Genomic DNA, 26,881 nt, shown 5'->3' with positions numbered 1-26,881 from the left:
TATGTCGGACAATCTTTGTCGATTTACGTGTGTGATCCTTCGTTCCTCAGGATGACAAACAATAAAAAAACCGACAATCACTTGTCGGTTTTTTTATTGTCTTTAAAAAGAAATTATCCTTTTAACCAAGCATTTTTAAGTTTCTCTTTTGAAGCATCAGTTGCTTTAAAAGTTTCAGATTCTTCAAATGGTAACTTTACGGTTCCTTTAATGGTTTCTTCTTTTCCGCCACGTTTTACTTTCAAAGTGATTGGGTCATTATCTTTCCAGTTTTCACTTTCAGTAATCAAATCATAAATGTTATCCAAATTGTATGATTTATTGTTTACAGCTAAGATTTTATCTCCACCTTTTAAATTTAAGTTTTTGAAGAATTCAATTGATTCTGATTCAGGACGAACAGCAATTTCTTTTGTTGCTTTGTCAATAGTAATATTTGGAGTTTGTCCTTTAATAAACGGATTTCCTGTTTTTTTCTCCATTGCTTTTGTAACGCCAACTTTAGCTAAATAGAAATCGTAAGGAATTGGAGTCGTTCCAGCAACATATTTGTTTAAAAATTCTCCAACTTCAGGATAAGTTAAAGAAGTGATTTTAGCAAATAATTCATCATCATTAAATGGTTTTTCAACACCATATTCGTCAGATAATTTATGCATTAAGTCAAGAATTCCTCTTTCTCCATTACTTTTTTCTCTAATGATAATATCGATGCACATACCAATTAAAGCTCCTTTTTGGTATACGTTTAAGTATTGGTCTTTGTAAGGCTGTTCTAATACATTTTTACTCATTACAGTAAATGACATTGTATCATCTAATTGTTTAGACTGCTGGATTTTATCGGCAATACGAGAGTAGAAATCAGCTTCGTCGATCAAACCTTGGTTGATTTGGAAAAGATTTGCAAAATATTCTGTTACCCCTTCATACATCCATAAATGCTCAGACATTTTTGGTGCATTGTAATCAAAATACTGAATTTCTTTTGAGTGAATAGTTAATGGAGTAACAATGTGGAAGAATTCATGAGAAACTACATCTTTCATAGATTCTACTAATTTTTCTTTTGGCATCGATTCTGGTAAAACGACAGTTGTAGCAGTTGGATGCTCTAAAGCTCCAAAACCATGCGCATCGTCTTTTGCCATGCTTGATAAGTATAATAACACAGTATATTTTTTAGTAGAATTTACTTTTCCTAAAAAGTTTTTCTGTGCTGTCATCATTGTTTTCATCTCTGGAGTGATGCTTTCAGCAGTATATTTTCCAGTAGGAGAGTACACAGCAATTAAGATGTCCATTCCGTTTACATTAAAAGTAGTGTAGTCAGGTTTAGAATACATAATTGGATTTTCTACCAAAATAGCATAACGAGAAGTGGTAAACACATCAGAAGTATTGCTTGCATCTTGATCTGTCATAGAAGTTGCTCCCCAAAGAGTTTCAGGATGCGTGATAGTAACTTTGTACGGAACGTCTAACTTATCTTTAAAATATCCGACAAAACCATGTGTGTTAACCATGAAATTTTTTCCTGCATCGATATTTGTTCCTGCAGGTGAAAAAACGTCATCATTTCCAAATCCAGTTCCTTTTTCAGTATCGAAAGTATCGTTTACCAAATAAGTGATTTTTTTTAGTGCTTTTGCGTTTGAAATAGACCAAGAATTATCGTCTAATCTTTTTACCGTAAGCGGATTTCCTTTAGCATCAAATGCCTTGAAATCTTCTGAGTATTTTCCGTAATTGTCTGTTGAATAAGTACCAGGAACAGTTTTTGGAATACTGTAAACAACTTCATCTGTTTTAAAAGCTGGCGGTGTAACGGTTACCAAAACTTTATCATCTTTAACATCGGTTAAATTGATATTCACTTCAACGATATTGCTTTTTGCGGCTCCAGTGCTCCCTGTTTTACAGCTCCAAAAGGTGACCGCTAGAGCTAAGGTGTAAAGTATTTTTTTCATTTCTATATGTTTAGTTAATTGTATTTGACACAAAAATTACCAAAAAGTTACTAAAAAATTACATTAAATTGAAACATAAAAAAAAACTCCTGAAAAACAGGAGCTTTATGTTAGTCTAATTTATTCTTGATATAATATTTTCCATCCAAATCTTCATCAAAATCATCTATTTTAACAGGTTTTGGTTTTGGTTTATTTGCAATTGCCTTCTTTTTCCACATCTCAAATTTTTCAAGAGGCATTTTCTTTTTCATGATGTCTAGGACTTCTTTTTCTGCCAATCCAAATTCTTTTTTTATAATTTCAAATGGATTTCTTTCTTCTAAAGCTAACGAAACAAGTCTTTCGGTTTGTTCCGGAGTTAATTCTTTGCGGCTACTCTTTTTCATCTCGTGAAAATTAATTCAAAATAGGGTGTTAATTATTAATAGATTGATTTTCAATTCTTGTATCAATATTAAAAAAAAAAATAATAAGTTGTTTCAGTAAAGTGCACTTTTTTTAGAGAATTTAGCTGTTTTTAAAGGATCTTGATTTTTGAAATGGAATTTTTAGCAGATTCTTCAATTCATTGTTTTCTTCTGGAAGCATATGAGTGTCTACACCGTATACCAGCTGCTCTTTGGGTAAGTAAGAGAATGTTCCAAAAAGTCTATCCCATACAGAAAAAATATTTCCATAATTACTATCCGTGTAAGGCAACACATAATGGTGATGTACTTTATGCATATTCGGAGAAACAATGAAATAGCTTAAGAATATATCCAGCTTTTTAGGAAGCGAAATATTGGCATGATTAAATTGTGATGCGATAACTGATAATGACTGATAAAGAAAAACCATCCACATTGGTGTTCCAACAATTAAAACTCCTAAGGTGGTAAAAACAAAACGAACCACGCTTTCTCCAGGATGGTGTCTATTGGCTGTCGTAGTATCAATCCAAGTGTCTGTATGATGCACTAAATGAAACTGCCAGAGAATTTTTACTTTGTGTTCTACTAAATGGGCTAAATAAGCTCCAATTAAATCCAAAAGTAATAAACCAATTATAGTATATAGCCAGATTGGCATTTTTGGGAGCCATTGCAGAATTCCGAAATTATGTTCGATTGTCCAAGCAGCGGTTCTTATTAAAATAAATGCTAGAATAAAGTTGACGACAATGGTAGTGAAGGTAAAAAAGAAATTTATTCCAGCGTGAGGCCATTTTTTATAGCGCATTTTAAACAAGGGAAAACTGTTTTCAATAAGCCAGAAAATAGTAATGCCCCCGACTAAAATAAGGCTTCTGTGGGAAGAAGGAATCGTGCTGAAGTAAGAAATGATTTCGTTCATAATACATAAATATTTGAGTTGAAATAAAATTTTCTTGTCGATTTCATCCAAACAAAAAGAGAAAATCAAATATAAATATATCAGATTTTCTCTTTCGAATTTAATTATGTACTAATAATTGCGTATTATTTTTTGATGAGGCTAATTATAAATAATAAAACCCATGCACCTCCTACAGCAATCAGAATCTGCCATAGAAGACCACCGCCTCCAATACCAAGTTTTCCGGCGATCCATCCTCCGATAAATCCGCCTATAATTCCGACGATAATATTGCCAATTAAACCAAAGCCGGCACCTTTCCAGATTTGACCAGCCAGCCATCCAGAAATGGCACCTATAAGTAAGAAATATAAAAACTCCATATTTTTATTTTTTTTGATGATGTATCGATTTCTTTTTTTAGCTATTATGCTTCTGCATGATTTTGAAGCAGTATTTTATATAGAAAACCTGCCGCTAATGCACCAAGAATAGGAGCGACCCAAAACAGCCAAACCTGAGATAATGGCTCTCCGCCAACAAAAATAGCTTGAGATAAAGATCTCGCTGGATTTACAGAAGTATTTGTAATTGGAATACTGATTAAGTGTATTAAAGTCAGCGCCAAACCGATTGCGATTCCAGCAAATCTGCCATTTGCAAATTTATCAGTTGCTCCTAAAATCACCAATAAAAAGAATAATGTAAGCACAAACTCTGCAATAAAAGCAGATTGTAACGAATAACCATCAGGAGAAAAAGCTCCAAAACCATTAGATGCAAAGGCGCCAGCTTTTGTATTGTCTATTGCAAAACCTGCCTTTCCAGAAGCTATTGTGTATAAAGTTCCTGCAGCTGCTGCGGCTCCAACACATTGTGCAATAATATACGGAATAAGATCTTTGGCAGAAAATCTTCCGCCAGCCCATAAACCAAAAGAAACAGCGGGATTAAAGTGACCACCAGAAATATGGCCAACAGCATAAGCCATTGTAAGCACAGTTAAACCAAATGCTAGCGCAACACCAGCAAATCCAATTCCTAAGTCAGGAATTCCGGCAGCAAAAATAGCACTTCCGCATCCTCCAAAAACAAGCCAATAAGTTCCAAAAAACTCTGCAAATAATTTTTTCATAATAAAATAATTTAATGGTTAATGTTTAGAATGTATATTGGTAAGCCCAATAAATTAAAACAAATTGTAAGGGCAAACGTACAAATAAAATCCATCTTGGTAAACCAAAACCTGCTTTTTTATTTTGAAACATGTACAAATTGGCAGGGAAAACAGCAATTAACAGCACTATAATTCCCCACGCGGCAAAATTTGATGAAAAAGGCAGGACTAAAAAGATGCCCAGAATAATCTCGGCGGCACCACTTAAAATATTTATTAATTTGGGGTTTTTAAATGCGGGTGGAATGATTTTTATATACATTCCAGGATTTCTAAAATGATTTAGCCCAGCAAGAATATAAAGGAAAGCCATTAAATACAAATGCCAAGGTAGAATCATGATATCTAATTGTTTATCACGAATTTATAAAAAAATTAACAATTATTGCATTACAGTACTTCTTTTTTTGAAAGTATGTATTTTGAGTTATTTTTTTGACTTGAAATTTACATTCATAATAATTATGGCCAGAATAATTAATGCGATACCAAGCCATTGAGAAAAGATTACTTTCTCGTTTAATAAAACATAAGCCATCATTACAGAAACAGGCAGTTCAAGGGCAGAAACAATGCTTCCTAGTCCGATTCCAGTTAACGGAAATCCAGCTGTCATTAATAGGGGTGGAATGATAGTTCCGAATAGTGCCAATACAATTCCCCATTTTAAGAAGATTTCCATATTGAAGGCTGTAACCTGCGTTGCAAAAGCAAACGAAAATACAATTATAGCTCCACCTAAAAGCATATAAAGGCTTCTTTGCGCAGACGAAATTTCGGTTGCAACACTATTAGCAGTAAACATAGTTGTAGTAAAAGACGCAGCAGCCAACATTCCCCAAACTAAACCTCTCCAGTCTAATTGGATATCACTATTGATAATATTTGTGGCTAAAACAGTCCCAAAAAGCACAATAAAGACCGCAATGACTTTTTGTTTTGAAGGCAGTTTTTTTTCTAAAATCATTTCAAGCAAAACGCCCATCCAAACAGTTTGCATCAATAAAACGATTCCGATAGAAACAGGAATGTATTTTACAGCCAAATAATAAAATAGGCTGGTCATTCCTAATGAAGTTCCTGCAAGCATTAAACTGAAAATATTTTTGCGAGATGCTTTTACGGCAGGTTTGTTTTTATTTTTAATGCGCTGAAAAAGATTGATTAGAAGAATTCCAAGAATTCCGTAAATAAATTGTGAGGTCGTTACTTCTGCAGTTGTGTAGCCTTCAGAATAAGCTATTTTTACAAAAGTAGCTAGCATTCCGTAAGTAGTTGCTCCCAAAGCAACAAGAAAAACACCTTTTAATACATTATTTTGCGACGTCATAAATTATCTCTTTTTAAAAAATTAAGCCGGCAAAGGTAAGCTATTTTGTTTAGGATTCTCTTGTACTATGTTGAAAATAGTGATTTAATTACAATGGAATTGATTTTTAAAGGCTTAAATTAGGAATTCTTTAAAAAACGAGATGCCAAAAAACAGAAAAGCCATCAAAAATAATTCTGATGGCTTTTTATATGTATAAAGAATTAATCTTCTTTGTTTCCTAATTACTTAGGTTGGTTTTGATAGGTTTCGATTTCAAAAATTAAAGTTGCATTTGGTGGAATAACTCCGCCAGCGCCTTTTTCGCCATAAGCTAAATTTGAAGGTAGGAAGAAAGTTGCTTTTTCTCCGTCTGTCATCATATCAAGGGCTTCAATAAAACCAGGGATCATTCCATCTTTTTTACCAACTGTAAAAGGAAAAGCTTTGTAGCCGCCTTGTGCATCTCTGTTTGCATCATATTTTCCGTATGCTTTTGCTACTTGAGCCATGCTGCTGTCGAATAAAGTGCCATCTTCAAAATATCCTGCATAGTGGAAATAGATTGTAGAACCTTCAGCACCTTTAACACCAGTACCTTTTTGAGTAATTACATATTTTAAGCCAGTAGAAGTTGCAGTTGCTTTTGCTTTTAAGTCTTTAAAATAAGCAGCTTTAGCAGTTATTACTTTTTTCGCCTCTTCTTTTTTAGCGGCCTCTTTTTTTACATCATCACTTAAAACTTTTAGAGCATCAAATTTCTTTGCTGCAGCACCTTTACGTGTGATAACAATTTTTGTCATTACATCGTCTTGAACAATTTTATTTACATTATCCATTCCAGAAACAACATGACCAAAAATAGTGTGTTTTCCGTTTAACCAAGGTGTATCTTTATGTGTAATGAAAAATTGGCTTCCGTTTGTTGCCGGACCAGAATTTGCCATTGCTAGAACTCCACCTTTTTCGAATTTTAAATCGTCTACAAATTCATCTTTAAACGAATATCCTGGGCCTCCAGAACCATTTCCGTCAGGATCACCACCTTGAATCATGAAATCATTAATAACTCGGTGAAATTTTAATCCATTATAAAATGGTTTTCCTTTAAGTGAAGCTTTAACGTTAGGATTTGTGCCTTCTGCCAAAGTAATAAAGTTTGCTACTGTTACAGGAGCTTTTACATATTCTAAAGAAAGAACAATATCTCCTTTTGAAGTAGAGATTGTAGCAAAAATTCCGTCACCAGGATTTGCGACTACAACTGCTTTGCTTGTAGGTTTTGCTGCGGGTTTTGTTGCAGGTTTTTTAGTTTGAGCTTGAATATTTACTATTGCTAAGCAAAATAAAAATAGAAATTTATATTTCATTGCTTTTAAAATTTTAAGTCTTTAATTCAATTACTGTTTGTCTGAAATCTGGATTTCGAAGATGATATTAGCATTTGGCGGAATCACACCTCCAGCACCAGTTGCTCCATAAGCTAAGTGAGATGGAATGAAAAGAACTGCTTTATCTCCGTAAGATAATTGCTCAACTCCTTCAATAAAACCAGGAATTAAACCATCTTTTTTACCAGCTTGAAATTGAATTGGTTGGTAGCCGCCTTGTGCCGCTCTTGCAGGATCGTATTTTCCGAATTGTTTTGCCACTTCTTCAATACTAGCGTCAAATAGAGTTCCGTCTTCAAGGAAACCAGCGTAATGAATGTAAATTGGACTTCCTGCAGCAGGTTTTTTACCGCTTCCTTTTTCTGTAATTACATATTCTAAACCACTAGTAGTTTTAGTTGCTTTTGCTTTTAAAGCAGTATAATAATCTACTTTTTCTTTTTGAACGCCAGCGTATTTGCTTTGTTCTTTTGCAATGTCAGCAAAATAATCATGGAATACTTTTACAGCATCAAATTTCTTAGCGGCTTCACCATTTCTGATAATAGTTATAGAAACGATATTGTCGCCCTGTACCACTTTGTTTACTACTTCCTGATCTTTTGCATCTACAACATGACCAAAAATAGTATGTTTTCCATCTAACCAAGGAGTTTCAACGTGTGTGATAAAAAATTGGCTGCTGTTTGTACCTGGACCATTATTAGCCATTGCCAAAACACCTGCTTTGTCAAATTTTAAATCTGAAAATTCATCTTTAAATTTATAACCAGTATCTCCAGAACCAGTTCCTAATGGATCACCACTCTGAATCATGAAGCTTTCAATAACTCTATGGAATTTCAAACCATCAAAGAAAGGCTTGTTTTTAAGGTTTTCATGTGTTACAAACTCGTTTTTACCTTCAGCTAAAGTCACGAAGTTAGCGACCGTTATTGGGGCTTTTTTGTAATCAAGTTCTACAATAATGTGACCTTTGTTTGTCTCGATGTCAGCATATAAACCATCTGGCAGATTGCTATGATCGTCTTTACAAGAATAAAATGAGCTTACGGCTATTAGTAATAATAAAATACTCTTTTTCATTTTAAGATATTGTTTATTGAGTTAATGTGTCTTTTTTAGCTGGCGCTGCAGGTTTTGCAACTGCAGGTTTTGGTGTTACGGTTTGAGTAGGCTGTGCAGCAGGTTTTGCTGTTTGCGCAGTTGGATCTGGAACAAAATTTCTAAGCGTAACGGTAACAATTAAAGATTCGTTCGTGCCAATTTTTTTATTGTCTCCATGATATCCATAAGCCATATGTGATGGAAATAAAAACGTAATAGTTTCATTTTTATGCATTCTTTTGATTCCGTCACGCAACCCCATCATAATGTCTTGTTTGTCTACATAATAAGTTTGAGGTCCAAGATCAGATTCTGAATAAATGACGTTGCCTTTTATGTCTTTTATTTCCATGTTAAAATAGGCAATATCGCCTTTTCTAGGAGCTAGTGTTTCTGTAGCATTCTTTTCTTCATAACAAAACCAATATCCTTTTGGAGTGGCAAAATACTTTACTTTCGGATTGCTTTTGATTATTTTTTTTATGACTTCCTCTTCGTTGGCCACTAATTTTTTATTTCGGTCTGCCGATTTTTTCATGAATGTTCCCGAAGCTCTAGAAATTGGTCTTCTGGCTTCTTCATGATGCTTACAGCTGCTTATTAAAACAGCAAAAAGCAAAGTGTAAATGCTAAGTTTTAGGTAATTCATGATTTGGACTATAATTTTAGTTTTTTTACTAAATCTTCAAATTTATTAATGGTGTTTTCCATAGAATCTTCAGATCTTCCTCCAGCTGCATTAACATGTCCGCCTCCGTTAAAGTGATCTCTTGCAAATTGATTTACATCAAATCCTCCTTGAGAACGGAAAGAAATTTTAATTATTTTCTCTTCTTTGTTTTCAATAAATATGGCTGTAAAAACAATTCCACGAATGCTCAATCCGTAGTTTACAATTCCTTCAGTATCGCCTTTTACATAGTTAAACGAATCCAGTTCTTCCTGTGTAAGAGTCATGTAAGACGTTTTATGTTCTTCAAAAATTTTCATATTTTGAAGTGCACGGCCTAATAACTGCAAACGGCTAAAAGAACTATTATCGTATAGTAAAACCGGAATTTGAGTGTTTTCAACTCCTAAATCAATTAATTCGGCAATAATTCTATGCGTGTTTCCTGTAGTTCCTGGAAAACGGAATGAACCAGAATCAGTCAAAATTCCAGTATAGATGCAAGTTGCTATGGTTTTATCGATATCTTCTTTTTTATTTAAAAAGGCAATAAAATTATAAACCATTTCACAAGTAGATCCGAAAGAAGTGTCTGAGTATGTATAAGCAGCATAATCATGAGGTTTTTCATGATGATCGATCATGATAAATGGTGCTGTAAGTTTTGCCAGAGTATGCTCCATTTCGCCAGTGCGATGAAAAGCATTAAAATCCAGCGTAAAAATAAGTTCAGCTTCTTCTAATATTTTAATGCAGTTTTGAGTGTCTTTTTCATAAACTTTAACTGTTTCTGAACCTGGAAGCCAAGCTAAAAAATCAGGAAAATCATTTGGAGAAATAACAGTTGGCTGATGATTATTTTTGAGTAAAAAATGGTATAAAGCTAGAGTCGAACCCATGGCGTCACCATCTGGTCCTCTGTGCGGAATAATTGCAATTTTCTTTGGCGTAGCAAGCAATAATTGAATTGCTTGAATATCTTGTATTTTCATAGTTTGCGAATTTACATTTTTTTAATGTAATGCTGAAAATATTTAGTCGCAGTTTTCAGTTTCAGTTTTCAGATATTTTAGGGTTAAAAAAAATGTACGTGGATGAAACTGATTCACTATCGCGAAAATGCGGATTTGGGCGGATTTTTTTATTTTGAAACTGAGAGTGTAAACTGCGACTGAAAACTCCGTTTAAAGAAATCTCTGGTACAATTTATATTTCGCACCTTTTACAATTTGAGATTTGTAAATTCCGACAGAACCAGAAGAAAAATAAGCAATTGTACAGGCAATTGCGATGAAGATTCCGGGAGCAATTCCAAACAATTCCATTCCCATAATGGTACAGGCAATAGGAGTGTGGGTTGCGCCTGAGAAAACCGCAACAAATCCGATTCCTGCTAAAAGCGCAATTGGCATCGGAATTACAGTTGATAAGGCACTTCCTAAAGTAGCTCCGACAAAAAATAACGGAGTTACTTCGCCACCTTTAAAACCAGCTCCTAACGTGAATCCGGTGAATAAAATTTTTAGCAGAAAATCGTACCATTGGTTTGTATTGGAAAAAGAATCGACTATAACGGGAACTCCCAAACCAGAGAATTTTGTAAATCCGAAACCAGCAATGGCAATAGCCAAAACTACACCGCCAATTACAGGGCGAAGTGGGGGATATTTAATGGTTTTTGAAAAAAGAGAACCCCAGAAATGTGTGCTTCTAGAAAATAATAGAGCAGCAAATCCAGATAAAATTCCAATAATTATAGTAAAAATAATGTTGTTTAAACTAAGTTCTGGAACGATTGGAATACTATAATGTGTATGTTTAATTTCCCAGAATTCTACAGTAAAATAAGCTGCATAAGCGACTAAAAAAGAAAGAAGAATGCTTTTAAAATTAATTTTACTGAAATATAAAACTTCCAAAGCAAAAATAGCTCCCGCAAGAGGTGTTCCAAAAACAGAAGCAAATCCAGCACTGATACCGAGAATGATTAAAATTCGGCGTTCTGAATTATTTAGATTGAAAAACTTTGTGAATTGATCGGCAATTGCGCCTCCCATTTGAACGGCTGTTCCTTCGCGTCCTGCAGATCCTCCAAATAAATGAGTCAAAAGCGTTCCTAAAAGAACTAAAGGAGCCATTTTAAAAGGAATGACTTTTTTAGGGTTTTCGTATTCTTCCAGTAAAAGATTGTTTCCTTTCGCAACTGATTCTCCCCAATAGTAATAACTCAATCCAACTAGAAATCCACCGAAAGGTAAAAGCCATATAATCCAGTCGTGCTGAACTCTAAATTGCGTCACCCATTCTAAAGAAACTAAGAAAAATGCTGAAGCCGATCCGGAAAGTATTCCGATTAAAGCACAGATAAGAATCCATTTTGGAAGAGAAAGAAGGAATTGTTTTGGATTTAAGGAAGTCATTAATGAATTCTAAAAAGTTTGCCACGAATTTCAAGAATTTTCACGAATTAAAATAGGAAAAAACGATTTAATCGAGTTTTCGCCATACTTTTTCGAAATGGCGAATAGAAATAATTCGTGAAAATTAGCGAAATTCGTGGCTGAAAAAAAATATTATACTACAGCAGTAAATTCGATTTCCACCAAATATTCCGGAGCAACCAATTTACTGATTCCGTAAAATCCTGTAGTTGGTTTTACATCTTTAAAGAAAGCAGCGTGTGCTCTAGCTACTTCTTCGAAAGTAGAAACGTCTGTTGTGAAAATTCTTGTTCTAATAACGTCTTTCATGCTTACATTTAAATCTTCTAAAACTTTTTCTACTCGTTCCAAAATATTATACGTTTGAGCATAAGCGTCATCAGCTTTTACTTTATCGCCGTCAACAATGGCTACAGTTCCAGAAACTTCCACAATATTGCCAATTCTTACGGCACGGCAATAACCCATTTTGTCTTCCCACGGAGATCCAGTTAAGATGTTTTCTCTTTTCATTTTTTATAATTTTTGCGAATTTGTCTGTATGGTTTTAAAAGCAAATTCAGGTTGATTAAAGATTCTGCAATTTAAGAATTATGGTTTTTACAGCGATTAAAAAAAGCTTGAAATCAATTCAGAAATCAAGCTTTTTTGTGATATTAATCGTTATTCGGTTTCTTTTTCTTCGTATAGTCGAAGCTTGTTTTGTACCGTATTTAAATTTTGCTGTAAGGCCTCAATCTTATCTAATAAATGTGCAATTGCATCAATTCCTTCCAGATTTATTTTAAGATCGTAATGCATTCGGATCATTTTTTCGACCGTTGGAAGCTGTTCTGGTTCCAGAAATTCGTCATTTTCTTGTGTAATAATATGAATGAGTCCGTAGTTATTAAGTTCGGTTATAAAAGTATTTTCAATTTCGTGGTAAATACAAAACTGTTTTATCTGGATCAAGTTTTTATTTTTCATGACTTCTGAGTTTTGCTAATTCTTCAAATAATTCTTTTTCTTTATTCGACAGTTTTGTTGGGAGTTTTATAGTGTATGTAATGTATAAATCGCCAAACTGATTTTCTTTTTTATAAACAGGAAAACCTTTTCCTTTCAACTTCACTTTGGTTCCAGGCTGCGTTTCTGGTGGCACTTTAATTTTTACCTTTCCGTCAAAAGTATTGATGTAAGTTTCTCCGCCTAAAATTGCCGTGTATAAATCAATTGGAGCCTCGGCATAAAGATTGTTGCCTTCTCGTTTAAAATCTGAATTGTTAGAAATGATAAAAGTGATGTATAAATCACCATTTGGTCCGCCGTTAACACCTGGACCGCCATGATTCGGAATTTTAATAATCTGCCCATTTTCTACACCAGCAGGAATTGCAATTCGAATATTTTTTCCGTTTACAGTTAAGTTTTGTTTATGTGTGGTATAAGCTGCTTTAAGATCTAGTTCCAATTCGGCATTAAAATCCTGTCCTCTATATTTAGCCTGCGATCTCGATTTTCCACCTCCATACATCGAATTGAAAAAATCTGAAAAGTCGCTTCCAGAAAAGTCTCCGCCTCCAAAACCAGAGAAATCACCTTCAGAATATTGATAACCACCTTGCTGTCTGCTTTGCTGCTGATTAGGATCGTAACCTGCTTTTTCAAATTCGTCAGCATGTTTCCAGTCTTTTCCGTATTTATCGTATTTCTTTCGATTTTCAGGATTGCTTAAAACTTCATTAGCTTCATTTATTTCCTTGAATTTCTTCTCGGCTTCTTTATCATTCGGATTCAAATCAGGATGGTATTTTCTCGCCAGTTTTCGATATGCTTTTTTGATGTCTGCTTCCGTAGCCGATTTTGTAACATCTAATACTTTGTAATAATCGATATAATCCATTTTTCTGAGATTTATAAATGGTAAATAAAGTCTTCAAGGTAAGAATAAGTTGTTAATAATCAAAATGCTGAATGTTTTTATAAAGTGAGTTTTTGGAATTTATAAGATTTGAAATTTTTTTTTTTGAAGTAAAAAATTTTGGCAGGTTTTTTGATTCCAAAAATTAGCTTAATTTAATGTTATAAAACTCCTAAAGTTGTAGCAAGTAAGTAAATTATACTATTTTTGTGAAGCTGGACTTTTGATTTATATTAATTATAAAAGGCGATTCGATAATACTTTTTTCAATGAAGCACATTTTATTTTTCATATTATTTTTTACTGCACTGTCTGTATCAGCCCAAATAGAGTCTAGTACTAAATTCAAAACTATTCCTGGAGGGAAATTTACTGCCAAGCCTAAAAAGACTCCAGTTCCTGAAGTCAAAGATCCATTGGCAGATTTTAATGATATGCCAGCGATTAAAACTCCTAATGTTTTTGAAAATACGACTATAACTCCAAAATCAAAATTTCAGATTGGAGAAGAAAAAAGCAAATTTACCATGTCTACAGAAACCGATTTTGCTAATCCAGGCGATCGATATGTAGCAAAAATGGAAAAAGATTTAGATAAATCTTTAAAAGATGCCGGACTAAGAGAAGGTCGTGGAGTATTGGTAAAGAAAAATATTTCTTTAGGAGATTTTAAAACCAAATCAGCATTCTTTATTGTTAAGTTCCGTGATTTTGGGGCAATTGACGGAGATTTAGTAAAAGTTTCTTCAAATGATTACGTAATTCGCGATAGAATTTTATTGGATTCTAATTTTCAGCAAGTAAAAATTAATCTTGTACCAGGTTTTAATAAATTAGATTTTGAAGCTCTCAATATTGGTACGCTAGGAGGTAATACTGCAGAAATACAAGTATACGACGATAAGGGTAATTTGGTAACAAATGATTATTGGGATAATCTTGCCGCAGGTTTTAAAGCGTCGATTGTTGTTACGAAAGAGGAATAAAAAAAAGATAAAAAAATAAGATAAGATAAGATAAGATAAGATAAGACCATTTTTGATCTTATCTTATTTTTTTTAGATAACTACCTTAGTAGAATTTGCGTGTTTTCCTTCACCTGTTTCTTTCAAAAGAAAACTTATCAAAATAGCTATCGTAATGCCAATAATCCAAAACAAACCAGCTTGCTGAAAATGTAGCGCTTTATTAAGAGTATTATTTAAAGTTTGACCAAATAGGCGACTAAATAATGGGCTTAAAAGTGTTGTTACGCCAAAAGTTATAAAATTAATGGCTCCTGTGGCACTTCCTTTTACATTATCTGGATTGGCTTCTTTTATTATTGAGTAAGGAATCATGGCTGCTCCAGAAGCTACGCCCAATAAGAACATACTGTATTTAGTAGTCAGAATATCGGGAAAATACAGTAACTGGATTAAGGTTACAATCATCAATAAGGCTCCAGCTACTAAAACTGGTTTTCGCCTTTTTAGCTTGTCTGTAATATATCCTAAGAGTGGGCATCCAAATACCCAGCCAAAAGCTACCATTGCACTTGATATGGTTGCGGTATGAAAATCTAAAGCACGATCTTTCTGAAAAAAATCTACAGCCCAAGTCATTGCAAATATTGTAGTTGGAGCAAATAATAACCCAGATATTATACCACAGAACCAAGATTGTGGATTGCTGAAAACGATTTTGTAAGGTTCTAAAACACCTTGTTTTTTTACTGCACTTTCTTCTTTTTTTTCTGTTATATCGGCTGGAGTTACAAACCAAAGGCCGAAAGCAACAATTATGGTAAAAATTCCGATTGAAAGCCAGAAAATGTCTATGTGCATTCCTTCTTCTATCCAGGGTCCAACCACAAATTGCCCAGCAGAACCTCCGAGCATTCCGAGACATTGTGTAAATCCAATTGCTGTTGCCAACGATTTTGCCGAAAATCCTTTACTGGCAAGATATACACAGCCCGGAAAAGCAAAAGCACATCCGGCACCTTGAAGCAATCGGCCAGCAACACCCAAAAACTGACTCGAAATCATAAATAATAAACAACCAATTCCTAAAATGAAAGCTCCCGTAAAGAGCGAATATTTGGCTCCAAATCTATCGAGTGCGATTCCTGCAATTAAACTGCAGGTAGAATACGTGTAATAATACGTGCCAATTATGGTAACTAATCTAATTTCATTTACCGAGAAAGTCTTCGAAAGTTCTGGAAGCATTACCGCTGGAGCAGAACGTATTACATAATCTAAAAAATAAAAAATAAGACCAAATACCCAAGCAATGACATAATATTTGGTGTACGATTTTGTACTGTTTGTATCCATAAGATGGCTCTTTTTAAATTAGTACAACTTTACAAACCTTCTTTAAGGTGTTTGTAATTAGATTTTATGGTATCAAAAACTTCTTCCATTTTCCCTCCAAGCATTAATTTTGTCATTGATTTTGCCATACCTACAACTTGTTCCCATTCTATTTTTGGAGGCATTGCCAAAGCATTCGGATTTGTAAATACATTCAATAATACAGGGCCATTATGAGTAAAAGCATTTTGAATTGCTGTCTCAACTTCTTCGGGTTTATGAACATTTATGCCCTGAAAACCCATTGCTTGAGCAATTAAACCAAAATCTGGATTAACCATATTGGTTTCGTTATCAGGTAGACCATTAACTTCCATTTCTAGTTTGACCATTCCTAAAGCGCGATTGTTGAATACAATAATTTTAACGGGAATATCGTATTGATGTATCGTAGCCAAATCACCCAATAGCATTGATAAACCTCCGTCACCACACATGGCAATAACTTGTTTTTCGGGATGAGCAAGAGCTGCGCCAATTGCCATTGGCATTGCATTAGCCATTGATCCGTGATTAAAAGAACCTAGCATTTTTCGTTCGCCAGTTCCTTTAATAAAACGAGCACCCCAAACACACGACATTCCGGTATCAACAGTAAAAATCGCATCTTTAGAAGCTAATTTGTCAATAATGCGCGCTACATATTCGGGTTGAATTGTGTCTTCTCCGCCATTATCATTGACATAAGTATTCATGTTTTCTTTTACAGTGTTGTAGAATTTTAACTGAGCATTTAAAAAACTATCATCGGTTTTGGTTTCTAGGAGCGGAAGTAAAGCTTCTATAGTATCGGCAACGTCACCGCATAACCCCATATAAAGATTGGCTCTTCGGCCTAAACGCTCAGAACTTGTATCAATTTGAATAATTTTATTATCAGAAGGCATGAATTTATCATAAGGAAAATCTGTTCCTAACAATAAAACCAAATGAGATTCGTGCATGCTATGGTAAGCAGACGGAAGCCCTAATAAACCTGTCATCCCTATTTCGTTTGGGTTGTTGGGTTGAATGCTCATTTTTCCGCGGAAAGAATATCCTACGGGAGCTTTAATATGCTGTGATAATTGTACAACTTGATCATGAGCTTTTTCGGCTCCAATACCACAGAATAAAGTTATTTTTGTGCTTTCGTTAATGGCTTTTGCCAATTGCTGTAATTCAGTATCAGAAGGTCGGATTATAGGATTGCAATGAAAAAACTGAGTTGAGATGCTGCTTTCTACAGCTTTTAATTGAGAAACATCACCTGGTAAACCAATAACTGCAACACCTTTTTTTCCTAAAGCATGTTGTATAGCAGTTTGAATAATGCGAGGCGCTTGCTCAGCTGTCATAATCATTTGATTGTAATAGCTGCAATCATCAAAAAGTTTGATAGTATTGGTTTCCTGAAAATAATCCATGCCCATTTCGCCAGTATTAATTGTAGAAGCAATGGCAAGCAAAGGTACGTGAGAACGGTGTGCATCGTACAGGCCATTAATTAGATGAACATGTCCTGGACCACAGCTTCCGGCACAAACAGCAAATCCGTCGAGTTCGGCTTCAGCGGCAGCGGCATACGCTCCAACTTCTTCATGGCGTACATGAATCCACTTTATTTTTCCATTTCTGCGTATGGCATCATTAAAATGATTTAAACTGTCTCCGGTAACTGCATAAACACGTTTTACTCCGGCTTCTACCAACATGTCGACTAATTGTTCGGCAACTATTTTACTCATGTGTTATATTTTTAAAATTAATATTCAGAAGTATACATTGGTTATGATTAACTTTCTTAATAATTATATTTTAATATAAATCAAGCAATGATGTAAAGGGCCTTATAAAATTAAGGAAAAGAATTGGTTTTCTTTTAAAGGTGTTAAGAAACTAAGCTGCTAAGGTGTTAAGTTTTTCATTTTGTGAAAATATAAAAAGAGAGATTCTAATATTTTTAGAACCTCTCTTTTTATATTTGAAATTTTATACACTTAGTCACTCATAAATTTAGCGCTTTAAATTAAAATGGATCTGCAGTAACTTTAAATTTCATATCTGCTTTTACCGTTACATCTTTTGTTAAAGTCTCTTTTAATGTTACCTGTGTTCTTATTTTGTAGCTATCTGCTTTTATGTATTTATCCAATCTCTTATCTGTACAAATCAAATCGATTGTATTGCTTGAGACGTTGATATTGTCTTGGTAAGCTAATTCTATTTCATCTGAATTGGCTGTTGAGATATACAAATGAACCGATTTTAAAAACGTAAAAGTTTTGTCTGAAGGATCTGTAATTGTTAGTTTTAATGATTTGATTTTAACATCTTTTACTAAACTTGCTTTTGTTTTATTATTTTGAAATTCAGCTGAAGAATTGGTTGTGACTTCTGGCGTAATAATTTCTAAAGGAAGATTAATTGGAGTGGTGCTTTGAATTTTAATCGAAGCATTATTCGAAATAGTAAAAGTCAATAAATCATCTACAGTATTACAAGAAGAAAATAAAATTGACAAAAAAACGGTCAAGGCAATAAATTTTGATTTCATAGTTTAATTTATACGGTTTTGTGTAAATACGATTTTTTGGAATGTTTGGATTTTTTTTTGAGGTTCAAAGTAACAAAGATTCAAAGGGACAAAGGTTTTACGCTTCATTTACCTTTGAACCTCTGTAACTCTGTACCTTTGAACCTCAAAAAAACTATTCATAATGCAATGCTTCTATTGGATCTAATTTTGACGCTTTTAGTGCAGGATAATAACCAAAGAAAATACCTGTGATAGCACAAACCAAAAATGAAAGTATTACAGAAGATTCGGAAATTAGGGTAGGCCAGTGCAGAAAGTATTGTATTAATTCTGATGCTATAATTCCTAAAACTATTCCAATTAATCCTCCAGTTAAGCTGATTAAAATTGCTTCCACTAAAAATTGTAATAAAATATCTCTTCCGTTTGCGCCAATAGACATACGTAAACCGATTTCTTTGGTTCGTTCTGTAACCGAAACATACATAATATTCATAATGCCTATTCCTCCAATCAAGAGCGAAATTCCCGATATTGCAGTTAACAATACCGTTAGTAGTTGGCTTGTTGAACTAAAAGTGTTGATTAATTCTGCCTGTGTTCGTACAGAGAAATCATCATCGTCATTGGCTTTTAATCGATGTGCTGTGCGCATAATCTGCTCGATTTCATCTGTTGCCAATTGTGTCTGACTTTCGTCTGTTGTGGAGGCATAAATATTTTGGAGATAAATAGAGTTTGTTATTCTTTTTTGTACGGTAGTATAAGGCGCAATAATAATATCGTCTTGATCTTGCCCAAATGCATTTTCTCCTTTTGATTGCAAAACTCCAATAATTCGAAACGGAATTTTATTAAAACGAATGATTTGCCCAATAGGATTTACTCCATACGGAAATATATTGTCTACAACAGTTTGACCAATTAAACAGACTTTATTTGCGGTATGAATATCAGATTCTCTAAAAATAATTCCTTCCTTAAGTGGCCAGTCTCTAATTTTAAGATAATCAACACTCACGCCTTGCATACTCGTTGGCCAGTTTAGCGCACCATTAATTGCCTGACCTTTGCTGGAAACTGCAGGAGAAATTGCATTTAAATGTTTTGACTCTTTTTTAAGTGCTTCAACATCACTAAGTGTCAAGGTCTGAACGCTCGAAATATCTAAACGCGCTCCTGCCGATACATTGCTATTTGGTCTAATGGTAATCATATTAGATCCCATACTGGACAACTGATCCTGAATGCTTTTTTTTGATCCCTGACCAATTGCAACCATTGCAATTACAGAGCCAACACCAATAATAATTCCGAGCATGGTTAATAATGCACGAAGTTTGTTGCGTCGAAGCGCTTTTAAGGCGATTAGAAAAAGATTAGCTATTTTCATATTTATAATCTTCGTCTACATGAAAATCGGCTAGCATTTGTACGGCCGATTTTATGTTTTGGTTATTAAAGTCTTTCGTTATCCTTCCGTCGCGAAGTGTTACAGTTCTACTGCTAAAGGCCGCGATATCGGGTTCATGAGTTACAAAAATTATCGTTTTTCCTTTCGAATTCAATTCTTGAATTAGCGCCATGATTTCGTATGAGGTTCTGGTGTCGAGATTTCCTGTAGCTTCATCTGCAAGTATCATCACAGGGTCATTTACTAGAGCTCTCGCAATGGCTACACGCTGCTGTTGTCCGCCTGAAAGCTGATTTGGAAAGTGATCTAATCGATCAGCTAACTTTACAGCTTCTAAAGCATTTATAGCTCTTTCTCGCCTTTCTTTTGCAGAGACTTTAGAATTGTATAATAATGGCAATTCAACATTCTCTATTGCCGAAGTGCGCGCTAAAAGATTATAGGACTGAAAAATAAAACCAATTTTAGTGTTTCGTAAAGCCGCCAGTTCAGTTTTGGATAATGATTTGACATTGACTCCATCGAGTATATAATTCCCGTCTGATGGTTTGTCCAAACATCCCAAAATATTAAGCATAGTTGTTTTTCCGGAACCACTGCTTCCCATAATGGTAATAAATTCACCTTCCATAACATCAAAAGAAACGCCTTTTAAAGCTCTTACAGTTTCAGATCCCATGGTAAATTCTCTTTTAAGGTCTTGTATTTCAAGAATCTTTTTTTTCATTACAATTGCTTTTGTGTGGTTTGTTGCTATTGTCTTCTTCCTCCACCGCCGCCACCTCGTTTTGGCATAAACGGACTTGATTCTGTTGCTTTAGCGCCTTTGGTTTGTTTTGATGCATTTACTCCCGTAATGATTTCATCTTGAGCTGTTAATCCTCTAATGACTTGAACATTAATATCATCATCTAATCCTATTCGTATGTGTTTTGGAATTATCGAATCGCCTACTTTTTTCCATACAATTGCTTTTTTATGGTCAATCGTATCGAGAGTTTTATTGTTTAATCCTGAATTGCCACCATATTTATTTCCGTTTTTGCCTTTGTGTTCGCCTTTGTGATTTCGTAAAGACAGTTTCCTTATTTTAAACTGTTTTTCTAATGTAGAATCAGGCTGGAAAGCAATCGCTTTTGCTGGAATAAGCAAGGTGTTTTTTACTTCATTGGTATAAATAATAATATTAGCTGTCATTCCAGGTTTTAATTTTAAATCATCATTTGGAGCATTGATAATGGTAGTATACGTAACAACATTTGACGAAATAGTGGGTTCCAAACGTATCTCGATTACAGTTCCTTTAAAGACATCATCGGGAAAAGCATCTACGGTAAAAGTGGCATTTTCGCCCACTTTTACATTGCCTACATCCGCTTCATCTACAGATGCCCGAACCTGCATTTTGCTTAGATCTTTGGCAATGCTAAATAAGGTAGGCGTATTAAGACTCGCCGCAACGGTTTGTCCCTCGCTTACTTTTCTAGATAAGACAGTTCCATCAATTGGAGAATAAATATTGGTGTACGAAAGGTTCTTTTCTGCAGAACGCAATTGAGCCGCGACACTGTTTACATTGTCTTTCGCAACGTCATAAAGGTTTTTTGCGGTTTCATAATCAGCCCTGCTAATTCCGCCTGCTTTATACAATTCATTTTGTCTGTTGAAATTGGATTGCTGGTAACCAAGGTTGTTTTTTGATAATTGCAAATTGGCTGCAATCTGCTGTACCTGAGCTAGAAAAAGAGACTGGTCTATTTGCGCCAGCAGCTGTCCTTTTTTCACAACTGAGTTAAAATCAACAAATACTTTTTGGATGGTTCCCGAAACTTGTGTTCCTACAGCAACGGTATCTACAGGCTGTATTTTTCCAGTTGCGGTTACACTTGTTGCGATATCTCCGTAATGTGGTTTTTCTGTAATCAGTTCTACTTTATTACCATCTTTATGAAAAATAAAATATGCTATAGATCCTACGAGTAAAACTCCAATGATGATGAGAATTGCTAATTTACTTTTTTTCATTTTGCTCTTTTTATAGTTTGATTGGATCACCTTTATAGAAATCGTATATTTTTAAGCTTACAACAGAATTGTATTTTGCCTGAATGAAATTTTGAAATGCCTGAACATATAAATTTTTCTCAAGCAAATAATCTACAGTGCTAATGCCTCCTAATCGCAATTGTTCGTTTGCAATTCGATAATTTTCGGTATTGGCATCAAGTTGTTCCTGTGCAGCTGTATATTGAGATTGTGCATTGAGTACATTAATATAAGCCTGTTCTACTTTTTGCGATAATACTGTTTCTGTATTGGTAACATTAAGTTTGGACTGATCAATAGCAATTTTTGATTTTTCGACTCCTGTTTTCGCTATTCGGTTATTGAATATTGGAACTGTTAAAGAAAGCCCCAAACGCTGATAAAAGTTGTTGTCTATTTGAGTCGGATATGGTGTTTTTTGATTGTCAGAATACCCCGAAGCCAAAGTTCCGCTTGCACTAAGTGTAGGCAGAAAACTAGCTTTAGATTTTTGTAATTGCAGATCGGCAGCTTCTTTTTCTATCAAACTGCTTTTCACTTCTGGTCTTTGTTCTAAGGCTATTTTTTGAGCTTCTTCAAGGTTAACTACGGGTAGGGTAGCATCAAGAATTTCTGGTTTTCTAATATTTAACTCATATCCTGACGGAAGCTGCAACAATTGTTTTAAGGTTAAAACATTCTGACGTTCGGTATTTTGCGAGGTAATCAGATTAAAATTATCTGTTGCCAATTGTGCTTTTAGTAAAACATAATCTTTTTTAGCAATACTTCCTGCATTGTATTTTAATTCTCCGAGTTTCAGTTGTGCTTTCGAAGTTTCGAGAATCTCGTTTAGGTACACACTGTTTTCCTTTGCTAACAAAATGGTTAGATAAGCTTGTGTAATTTGAATGGTAATATCATTTTCGGCAGCTTCGGCATTAAATTGCGCAGATTTGATATAGAGATCTTTTTGTTTTATGTCATTATTTAGATAACCACCATTATACAGCACCATAGATGATCCTAATGAATAATTACCCGCAAAACTTGATTGGGACTGAAAACCTCCTACTACTAAATCGGCATTTTTTGCATTATTAAAAGTTTGCGAAGCATTTCCTAAAAGATTAGGAAACTTTGCAGCTTTCGACAATAGTAAATCCTGTTCTGTCGATTTAGTAGTGAGCCGTAAGGTATTAATTTGAATGTTTTGCTGCTTTGCATAAGCAATACATTGTTCAAGATTCCATACTTCAGGCAATTGGTTTTGTTCAGTTGTTTGTGCTGTAATCTGCACGCACTGAAAAATCAAAATTACCTTTAAAGTATTTATCATAAATGACCTCATACCTGAATTTAATTTAAATTAAAAAAAATAAATTATAACCTGAGACTTAAGATAATAAAATGCTTTAAGCGTATTACGAATTTGATTTAAAGGTGGGATTGGGTTTGTTATCCGTAATTATTGGTAGCTAAAACGAATAACTATATCAAATATAGCAATTATTTTAACACTTTAAACCAGCTATATCCCATTTTAATCTTAAATAAATTGAAAAGAAAACTTAATGTTTTTATCGAATGAGGAACGCAATTTTCGATATTTTTTTAGATGTTTTAGAGGCTGAAGATCTTTCAGAAAAAAAATCAAAAATCAATTTTTCAATTTCAAATATAAAAAGTACTTTTGCGCATGCAACACAACGTACTTATTTTAGATTTCGGGTCGCAATATACTCAGCTTATTGCGCGTAGAGTTCGCGAATTAAATATATTCTGCGAAATTTTTCCTTACAATCACATTCCAAGTGATTTATCAAGTTATAAAGCCGTAATTTTAGGAGGGAGCCCTTTCTCTGTTAGAGGGGAAGATGCACCGCATCCTGATTTATCGCAAATTAGAGGTAAAATGCCTTTACTTGCTGTTTGTTATGGAGCACAATATTTAGCACACTTTAGTGGTGGAGAAGTTGCTGCTTCAAACACAAGAGAATACGGAAGAGCAAACTTGTCTTACATTAAAGAAGGTGAAACTTTCTTTGAAGGAGTTTCAGAAAATAGCCAAGTTTGGATGAGCCACAGCGATAGCATCAAGGCGCTTCCAACAAATGCTGTAAAGCTTGCAAGCACACATGATGTAGAATATGCAGCTTACAAAATTGAAGGCGAAACTACTTATGCAATTCAATACCATCCAGAAGTTTACCATTCAACAGATGGAAAGAAAATGCTGGAAAACTTCTTAGTTAAAATTGCTGAAGTTCCTCAAAACTTTACTCCAAATGCTTTCGTTGATGAAATGGTAGCAGAATTAAAAGAAAAACTAGGAAACGATAAAGTAGTTCTTGGTTTATCTGGAGGAGTAGATTCTACTGTAGCAGCAGTTTTATTAAACAAAGCAATCGGACAAAATTTATATTGCATCTTCGTAAACAACGGACTTTTACGTAAAAACGAATTCCAAAATGTATTAGATCAATACAAAGGAATGGGATTGAACGTAAAAGGTGTAGATGCTGGAGATCGTTTCCTTGGCGAATTAGCGGGAATTAGTGATCCAGAAACAAAACGTAAAACAATCGGTCGTGTATTTATCGAAGTTTTTGATGATGAATCACACTTATTAGAAGACGTAAAATGGTTAGCGCAAGGAACTATTTACCCAGACGTTATCGAGTCTGTTTCGGTAAAAGGACCATCTGCTACAATTAAATCGCACCACAATGTTGGTGGATTGCCAGATTATATGAAATTAAAAATTGTAGAACCGCTTAGAATGCTTTTCAAAGACGAAGTGAGAAGAGTTGGAGCTACATTAGGAATAGATCCTGAATTGTTAGGAAGACACCCTTTCCCAGGACCAGGATTATCAATTAGAATTTTAGGAGATATTACTCCAGAGAAAGTACAGATTTTACAAGATGTAGATTCTGTATTTATCGAAGGATTAAAATCTTGGGGATTATACGATAAAGTTTGGCAGGCTGGAGCAATTTTGCTTCCTGTAAACAGTGTTGGTGTTATGGGTGATGAGCGTACTTACGAAAAAGTAGTAGCGCTTAGAGCTGTAGAATCAACTGACGGTATGACTGCTGACTGGGTTCATTTACCTTACGATTTCTTGATGAAAGTGTCAAATGATATCATCAATAAAGTAAAAGGCGTGAATCGTGTAGTTTACGATATTAGTTCAAAACCACCTGCAACAATTGAGTGGGAATAGTAGCATAATTTAAAATTAAGGTCTTACATTTGTAAGGCCTTAATTTTTTATAACCTACTATTTATGAGAGAACTTTTAACAATTTCTCTTGTGTTTATTTTGTCTTTTAACAAAATAACTGCGCAAGATTCAATTATCGAGCACAAGATTCAAAAAGGTGAAACCGCTTATTTTATTGCCCAAAAGTATAAGGTTTCTATCGAGGAGATTTACAAACTCAACCCCGAATCGCAAAACGGAATCAAAGACAATCAGGTTTTAAAGATTCCAGTTCACCACTCAGAAAACACATCTTCAAAGCAGCAAACCCATATTGTTGCACCAAAAGAAACATTGTTTGGTTTGTCAAAACAATATCATGTTTCAGTTGAAGCACTTCAGAATGCCAATCAGGAAATTTTGGCTGGCGGACTTCAAATAGGTCAAGAATTAATTATTCCTCAAAATTTAGAGTATTCTTCAAAACAAGAAAATGTTGTTTCGTCTAAAACTTCTCATCAAGTTTTGGCGAAAGAATCGCTTTTTAGTATCGCGAGACAATACAATGTTTCGGTTCAAGATTTAGAAAATTTGAATAAAGATATTTTGATTAATGGTTTGCAGATTGGACAGACGATTTCAATTCCAAACAAAAGAAAAACGCTAGACGGAAGAGTTCGCGTCATCAATCAGGAAACAGTTTTTCATATTGTTGAACCAAAAGAAACCAAATTTTCGATTGCAAAGAAATACGGAATTTCGATAGATCAGTTAGAATCTCAAAATCCTGAAATCGTAAACGGATTAATTGTCGGGAACAAATTAGCCATTAATACCAAAGAAATTAAACCAGTAAATGAAAGCGAAGAATTAATGCTCGCTTTGGCTGAAAAACAGGTTGTGGTTGAAAAAACAAAAGCGAAAACAGTAGAAATTGAAGATTTGAAAGACCGTTTGGTTGTTCAGAAAGAAATGAATCAGAAAATTATAAAAATTAATGATTTGAAAGTAAATCTGAATGATATGAATGGTTCGAAAGAAAACTCGGTTGAAAAATTGCGTCTGGTTTTAGAAGCCAATAAAAATGTTCAGGATGTTTTAATGGCAAAATTAGATTCGCTTGTCAGTTCAATGAACGACGATTTAAAGGAATTGAAGCGAATGGATATTTTAAATGTTGAAGAATCTAAAAGATTAGAAAAACAGTCTTCTGAAGGAATCAATAAAACCAATGAATTGTCGTCTCAGCTGAAAAAAGAATTGGCTGAAAACAGAAAAGTTTATGCCGGATTGATGAACAAAGTAGAGAAAATTGCTGTTGAGGAAAATCAGGAATATAAGAAGAAAATCCGCGAAAGCGAAAAAAAGGCAAATACAGAGCCTTTGCAACAACGTTTGTCTTTAGAAGAAATTAAACGCTATAAAGAAGACCAGCAAAAAGGAGATGAAAAAAATCAGCTTTTGATTGCTAAAATTGATTCTTTGGATACTCAGAAAAAAATTGAAGTAAAGAGACACATCAGCAAAGCTACTTATTATAGCATGGAAGCTAGAAAATTTGATGATAAACTGGCTTTGGTGAAATTAAAGAAATATCAAGACGAAGCGGTTAAAAAACAGAAGAAAAATAATACCGCTGAAAATTCAAAAATAATTTCATTAGAAGAAATGAAACAGGAATTGAAAGACAATCCTTTAAGAACTGACAAAACAGTAAAAGTAGAAGTTTATGATAATCTTAGAGAAGTTTCAAACGGGTATTACTTAGTTTTAGGTATATTTACAGACGCAGTTGACCGCGATAAGTTTATTATGAAACTCATTGATTCTGGTGCTTTTAATGCTAGTTTCTTTTTCAATATTAACAGTCTTTCGTACTATGTTTATACCGATAAGTATGAAAACATGGAAGAAGTGCTTTATAAATGCAAGAAAAAAGAAGAAGATGAGTTATATAAAGAAATCATAATTGCCAAAGTAGAAATCGACTTGAGGTAAATTTGATTGCAATAAACAAACGGCGCGAATTTTGCTTTTAGCAGAATTGAAACTTATTTTAGAATTAGAA

At 34.2% G+C, this 26,881-nt stretch carries 25 protein-coding genes; 3 read left to right on the top strand and 22 right to left on the bottom strand.

Features of this window, described 5'->3' with window-relative positions:
• Nucleotides 1–113 precede the first annotated feature (113 nt).
• From LPB248_RS04095 to LPB248_RS04025, 15 genes are all read right to left on the bottom strand, one after another.
• Nucleotides 114–1,970: a peptidase M61 gene (locus tag LPB248_RS04095; RefSeq protein ID WP_177210307.1), complete on the bottom strand. Its 1,857-nt coding sequence runs from the start codon at nucleotides 1,968–1,970 to the stop codon at nucleotides 114–116.
• A 110-nt stretch (nucleotides 1,971–2,080) separates the two neighbouring features.
• A complete protein-coding gene (locus LPB248_RS04090; protein ID WP_008462445.1) occupies nucleotides 2,081–2,359 on the bottom strand; it encodes a DUF2805 domain-containing protein in 279 nt (92 codons plus the stop codon).
• 121 nt (nucleotides 2,360–2,480) lie between these two features.
• On the bottom strand, nucleotides 2,481–3,308 hold the full coding sequence (locus tag LPB248_RS04085; protein WP_177210306.1) for a sterol desaturase family protein: 828 nt from the start codon (nucleotides 3,306–3,308) through the stop codon (nucleotides 2,481–2,483).
• A 125-nt stretch (nucleotides 3,309–3,433) separates the two neighbouring features.
• Nucleotides 3,434–3,673, bottom strand: coding sequence for a GlsB/YeaQ/YmgE family stress response membrane protein (locus LPB248_RS04080; RefSeq protein ID WP_111286841.1), 240 nt, complete (start codon nucleotides 3,671–3,673; stop codon nucleotides 3,434–3,436).
• Nucleotides 3,674–3,717: 44 nt separating this feature from the next.
• Entirely contained in the window at nucleotides 3,718–4,425 is a 708-nt protein-coding gene (gene aqpZ, locus LPB248_RS04075) for an aquaporin Z (RefSeq protein ID WP_177210305.1), read from the bottom strand.
• Nucleotides 4,426–4,450: 25 nt separating this feature from the next.
• Entirely contained in the window at nucleotides 4,451–4,807 is a 357-nt protein-coding gene (locus tag LPB248_RS04070; protein ID WP_177210304.1) for a DoxX family membrane protein, read from the bottom strand.
• Between the two features lie 87 nt (nucleotides 4,808–4,894).
• Nucleotides 4,895–5,797, bottom strand: coding sequence for an EamA family transporter (locus tag LPB248_RS04065; RefSeq protein WP_177210303.1), 903 nt, complete (start codon nucleotides 5,795–5,797; stop codon nucleotides 4,895–4,897).
• A gap of 224 nt (nucleotides 5,798–6,021) precedes the next feature.
• Entirely contained in the window at nucleotides 6,022–7,146 is a 1,125-nt protein-coding gene (locus LPB248_RS04060; RefSeq protein WP_177210302.1) for a peptidylprolyl isomerase, read from the bottom strand.
• 30 nt (nucleotides 7,147–7,176) lie between these two features.
• Nucleotides 7,177–8,253 (bottom strand): peptidylprolyl isomerase, encoded by a 1,077-nt coding sequence (locus LPB248_RS04055; protein WP_177210301.1) that lies wholly within the window; start codon nucleotides 8,251–8,253, stop codon nucleotides 7,177–7,179.
• Between the two features lie 13 nt (nucleotides 8,254–8,266).
• Nucleotides 8,267–8,923, bottom strand: coding sequence for a gliding motility-associated peptidyl-prolyl isomerase GldI (gene gldI, locus LPB248_RS04050; protein WP_177210300.1), 657 nt, complete (start codon nucleotides 8,921–8,923; stop codon nucleotides 8,267–8,269).
• A gap of 8 nt (nucleotides 8,924–8,931) precedes the next feature.
• Nucleotides 8,932–9,936, bottom strand: coding sequence for a DHH family phosphoesterase (locus LPB248_RS04045; protein WP_177210299.1), 1,005 nt, complete (start codon nucleotides 9,934–9,936; stop codon nucleotides 8,932–8,934).
• A 192-nt stretch (nucleotides 9,937–10,128) separates the two neighbouring features.
• Nucleotides 10,129–11,364: a voltage-gated chloride channel family protein gene (locus LPB248_RS04040; protein WP_177210298.1), complete on the bottom strand. Its 1,236-nt coding sequence runs from the start codon at nucleotides 11,362–11,364 to the stop codon at nucleotides 10,129–10,131.
• Nucleotides 11,365–11,517: 153 nt separating this feature from the next.
• Complete coding sequence (locus LPB248_RS04035) at nucleotides 11,518–11,898, bottom strand: RidA family protein (RefSeq protein ID WP_177210297.1); 381 nt, start codon at nucleotides 11,896–11,898, stop codon at nucleotides 11,518–11,520.
• Nucleotides 11,899–12,048: 150 nt separating this feature from the next.
• Nucleotides 12,049–12,354 (bottom strand): chaperone modulator CbpM, encoded by a 306-nt coding sequence (locus tag LPB248_RS04030; RefSeq protein WP_177210296.1) that lies wholly within the window; start codon nucleotides 12,352–12,354, stop codon nucleotides 12,049–12,051.
• Nucleotides 12,344–13,270, bottom strand: a complete 927-nt coding sequence (locus tag LPB248_RS04025; protein WP_177210295.1) for a DnaJ C-terminal domain-containing protein — start codon at nucleotides 13,268–13,270, stop codon at nucleotides 12,344–12,346. The genes LPB248_RS04030 and LPB248_RS04025 overlap by 11 nt, the downstream gene beginning before the upstream one ends.
• 287 nt (nucleotides 13,271–13,557) lie before the next feature.
• Between LPB248_RS04025 and LPB248_RS04020 the strand changes: the two genes are divergently transcribed.
• Nucleotides 13,558–14,274 carry a hypothetical protein gene (locus LPB248_RS04020; RefSeq protein ID WP_177210294.1) on the top strand — a complete coding sequence of 239 codons (717 nt, stop codon included), beginning with the start codon at nucleotides 13,558–13,560 and terminating at the stop codon, nucleotides 14,272–14,274.
• Between the two features lie 72 nt (nucleotides 14,275–14,346).
• Here LPB248_RS04020 and LPB248_RS04015 read toward each other — a convergent pair whose 3' ends face one another.
• From LPB248_RS04015 to LPB248_RS03985, 7 genes are all read right to left on the bottom strand, one after another.
• Nucleotides 14,347–15,609 (bottom strand): MFS transporter, encoded by a 1,263-nt coding sequence (locus LPB248_RS04015; RefSeq protein ID WP_177210293.1) that lies wholly within the window; start codon nucleotides 15,607–15,609, stop codon nucleotides 14,347–14,349.
• Nucleotides 15,610–15,638: 29 nt separating this feature from the next.
• On the bottom strand, nucleotides 15,639–17,375 hold the full coding sequence (locus tag LPB248_RS04010) for a thiamine pyrophosphate-dependent enzyme (protein ID WP_177210292.1): 1,737 nt from the start codon (nucleotides 17,373–17,375) through the stop codon (nucleotides 15,639–15,641).
• 281 nt (nucleotides 17,376–17,656) lie between these two features.
• Complete coding sequence (locus LPB248_RS04005; RefSeq protein ID WP_177210291.1) at nucleotides 17,657–18,184, bottom strand: hypothetical protein; 528 nt, start codon at nucleotides 18,182–18,184, stop codon at nucleotides 17,657–17,659.
• Nucleotides 18,185–18,338: 154 nt separating this feature from the next.
• Nucleotides 18,339–19,559 carry an ABC transporter permease gene (locus tag LPB248_RS04000; RefSeq protein WP_177210290.1) on the bottom strand — a complete coding sequence of 407 codons (1,221 nt, stop codon included), beginning with the start codon at nucleotides 19,557–19,559 and terminating at the stop codon, nucleotides 18,339–18,341.
• Entirely contained in the window at nucleotides 19,546–20,307 is a 762-nt protein-coding gene (locus LPB248_RS03995; protein WP_177210289.1) for an ABC transporter ATP-binding protein, read from the bottom strand. Before LPB248_RS03995 ends, LPB248_RS04000 begins: the two co-directional genes overlap by 14 nt.
• Before the next feature lie 26 nt (nucleotides 20,308–20,333).
• A complete protein-coding gene (locus LPB248_RS03990; protein WP_177210288.1) occupies nucleotides 20,334–21,605 on the bottom strand; it encodes an efflux RND transporter periplasmic adaptor subunit in 1,272 nt (423 codons plus the stop codon).
• Between the two features lie 10 nt (nucleotides 21,606–21,615).
• Nucleotides 21,616–22,956 carry a TolC family protein gene (locus LPB248_RS03985; protein WP_255463008.1) on the bottom strand — a complete coding sequence of 447 codons (1,341 nt, stop codon included), beginning with the start codon at nucleotides 22,954–22,956 and terminating at the stop codon, nucleotides 21,616–21,618.
• 348 nt (nucleotides 22,957–23,304) lie between these two features.
• Between LPB248_RS03985 and guaA the strand changes: the two genes are divergently transcribed.
• Both guaA and LPB248_RS03975 read left to right on the top strand, forming a co-directional pair.
• Entirely contained in the window at nucleotides 23,305–24,834 is a 1,530-nt protein-coding gene (gene guaA / locus LPB248_RS03980) for a glutamine-hydrolyzing GMP synthase (RefSeq protein ID WP_012024443.1), read from the top strand.
• A gap of 63 nt (nucleotides 24,835–24,897) precedes the next feature.
• Nucleotides 24,898–26,811 carry a LysM peptidoglycan-binding domain-containing protein gene (locus LPB248_RS03975; RefSeq protein WP_177210287.1) on the top strand — a complete coding sequence of 638 codons (1,914 nt, stop codon included), beginning with the start codon at nucleotides 24,898–24,900 and terminating at the stop codon, nucleotides 26,809–26,811.
• Nucleotides 26,812–26,881 lie beyond the last annotated feature (70 nt).

This window comes from Flavobacterium sp. LPB0248 (genome assembly GCF_013388355.1).
Lineage (GTDB): Bacteria > Bacteroidota > Bacteroidia > Flavobacteriales > Flavobacteriaceae > Flavobacterium.
The sequence above is the reverse complement of the archived record's forward strand: the minus strand, read 5'-3'. Positions and strand labels throughout refer to the sequence as shown.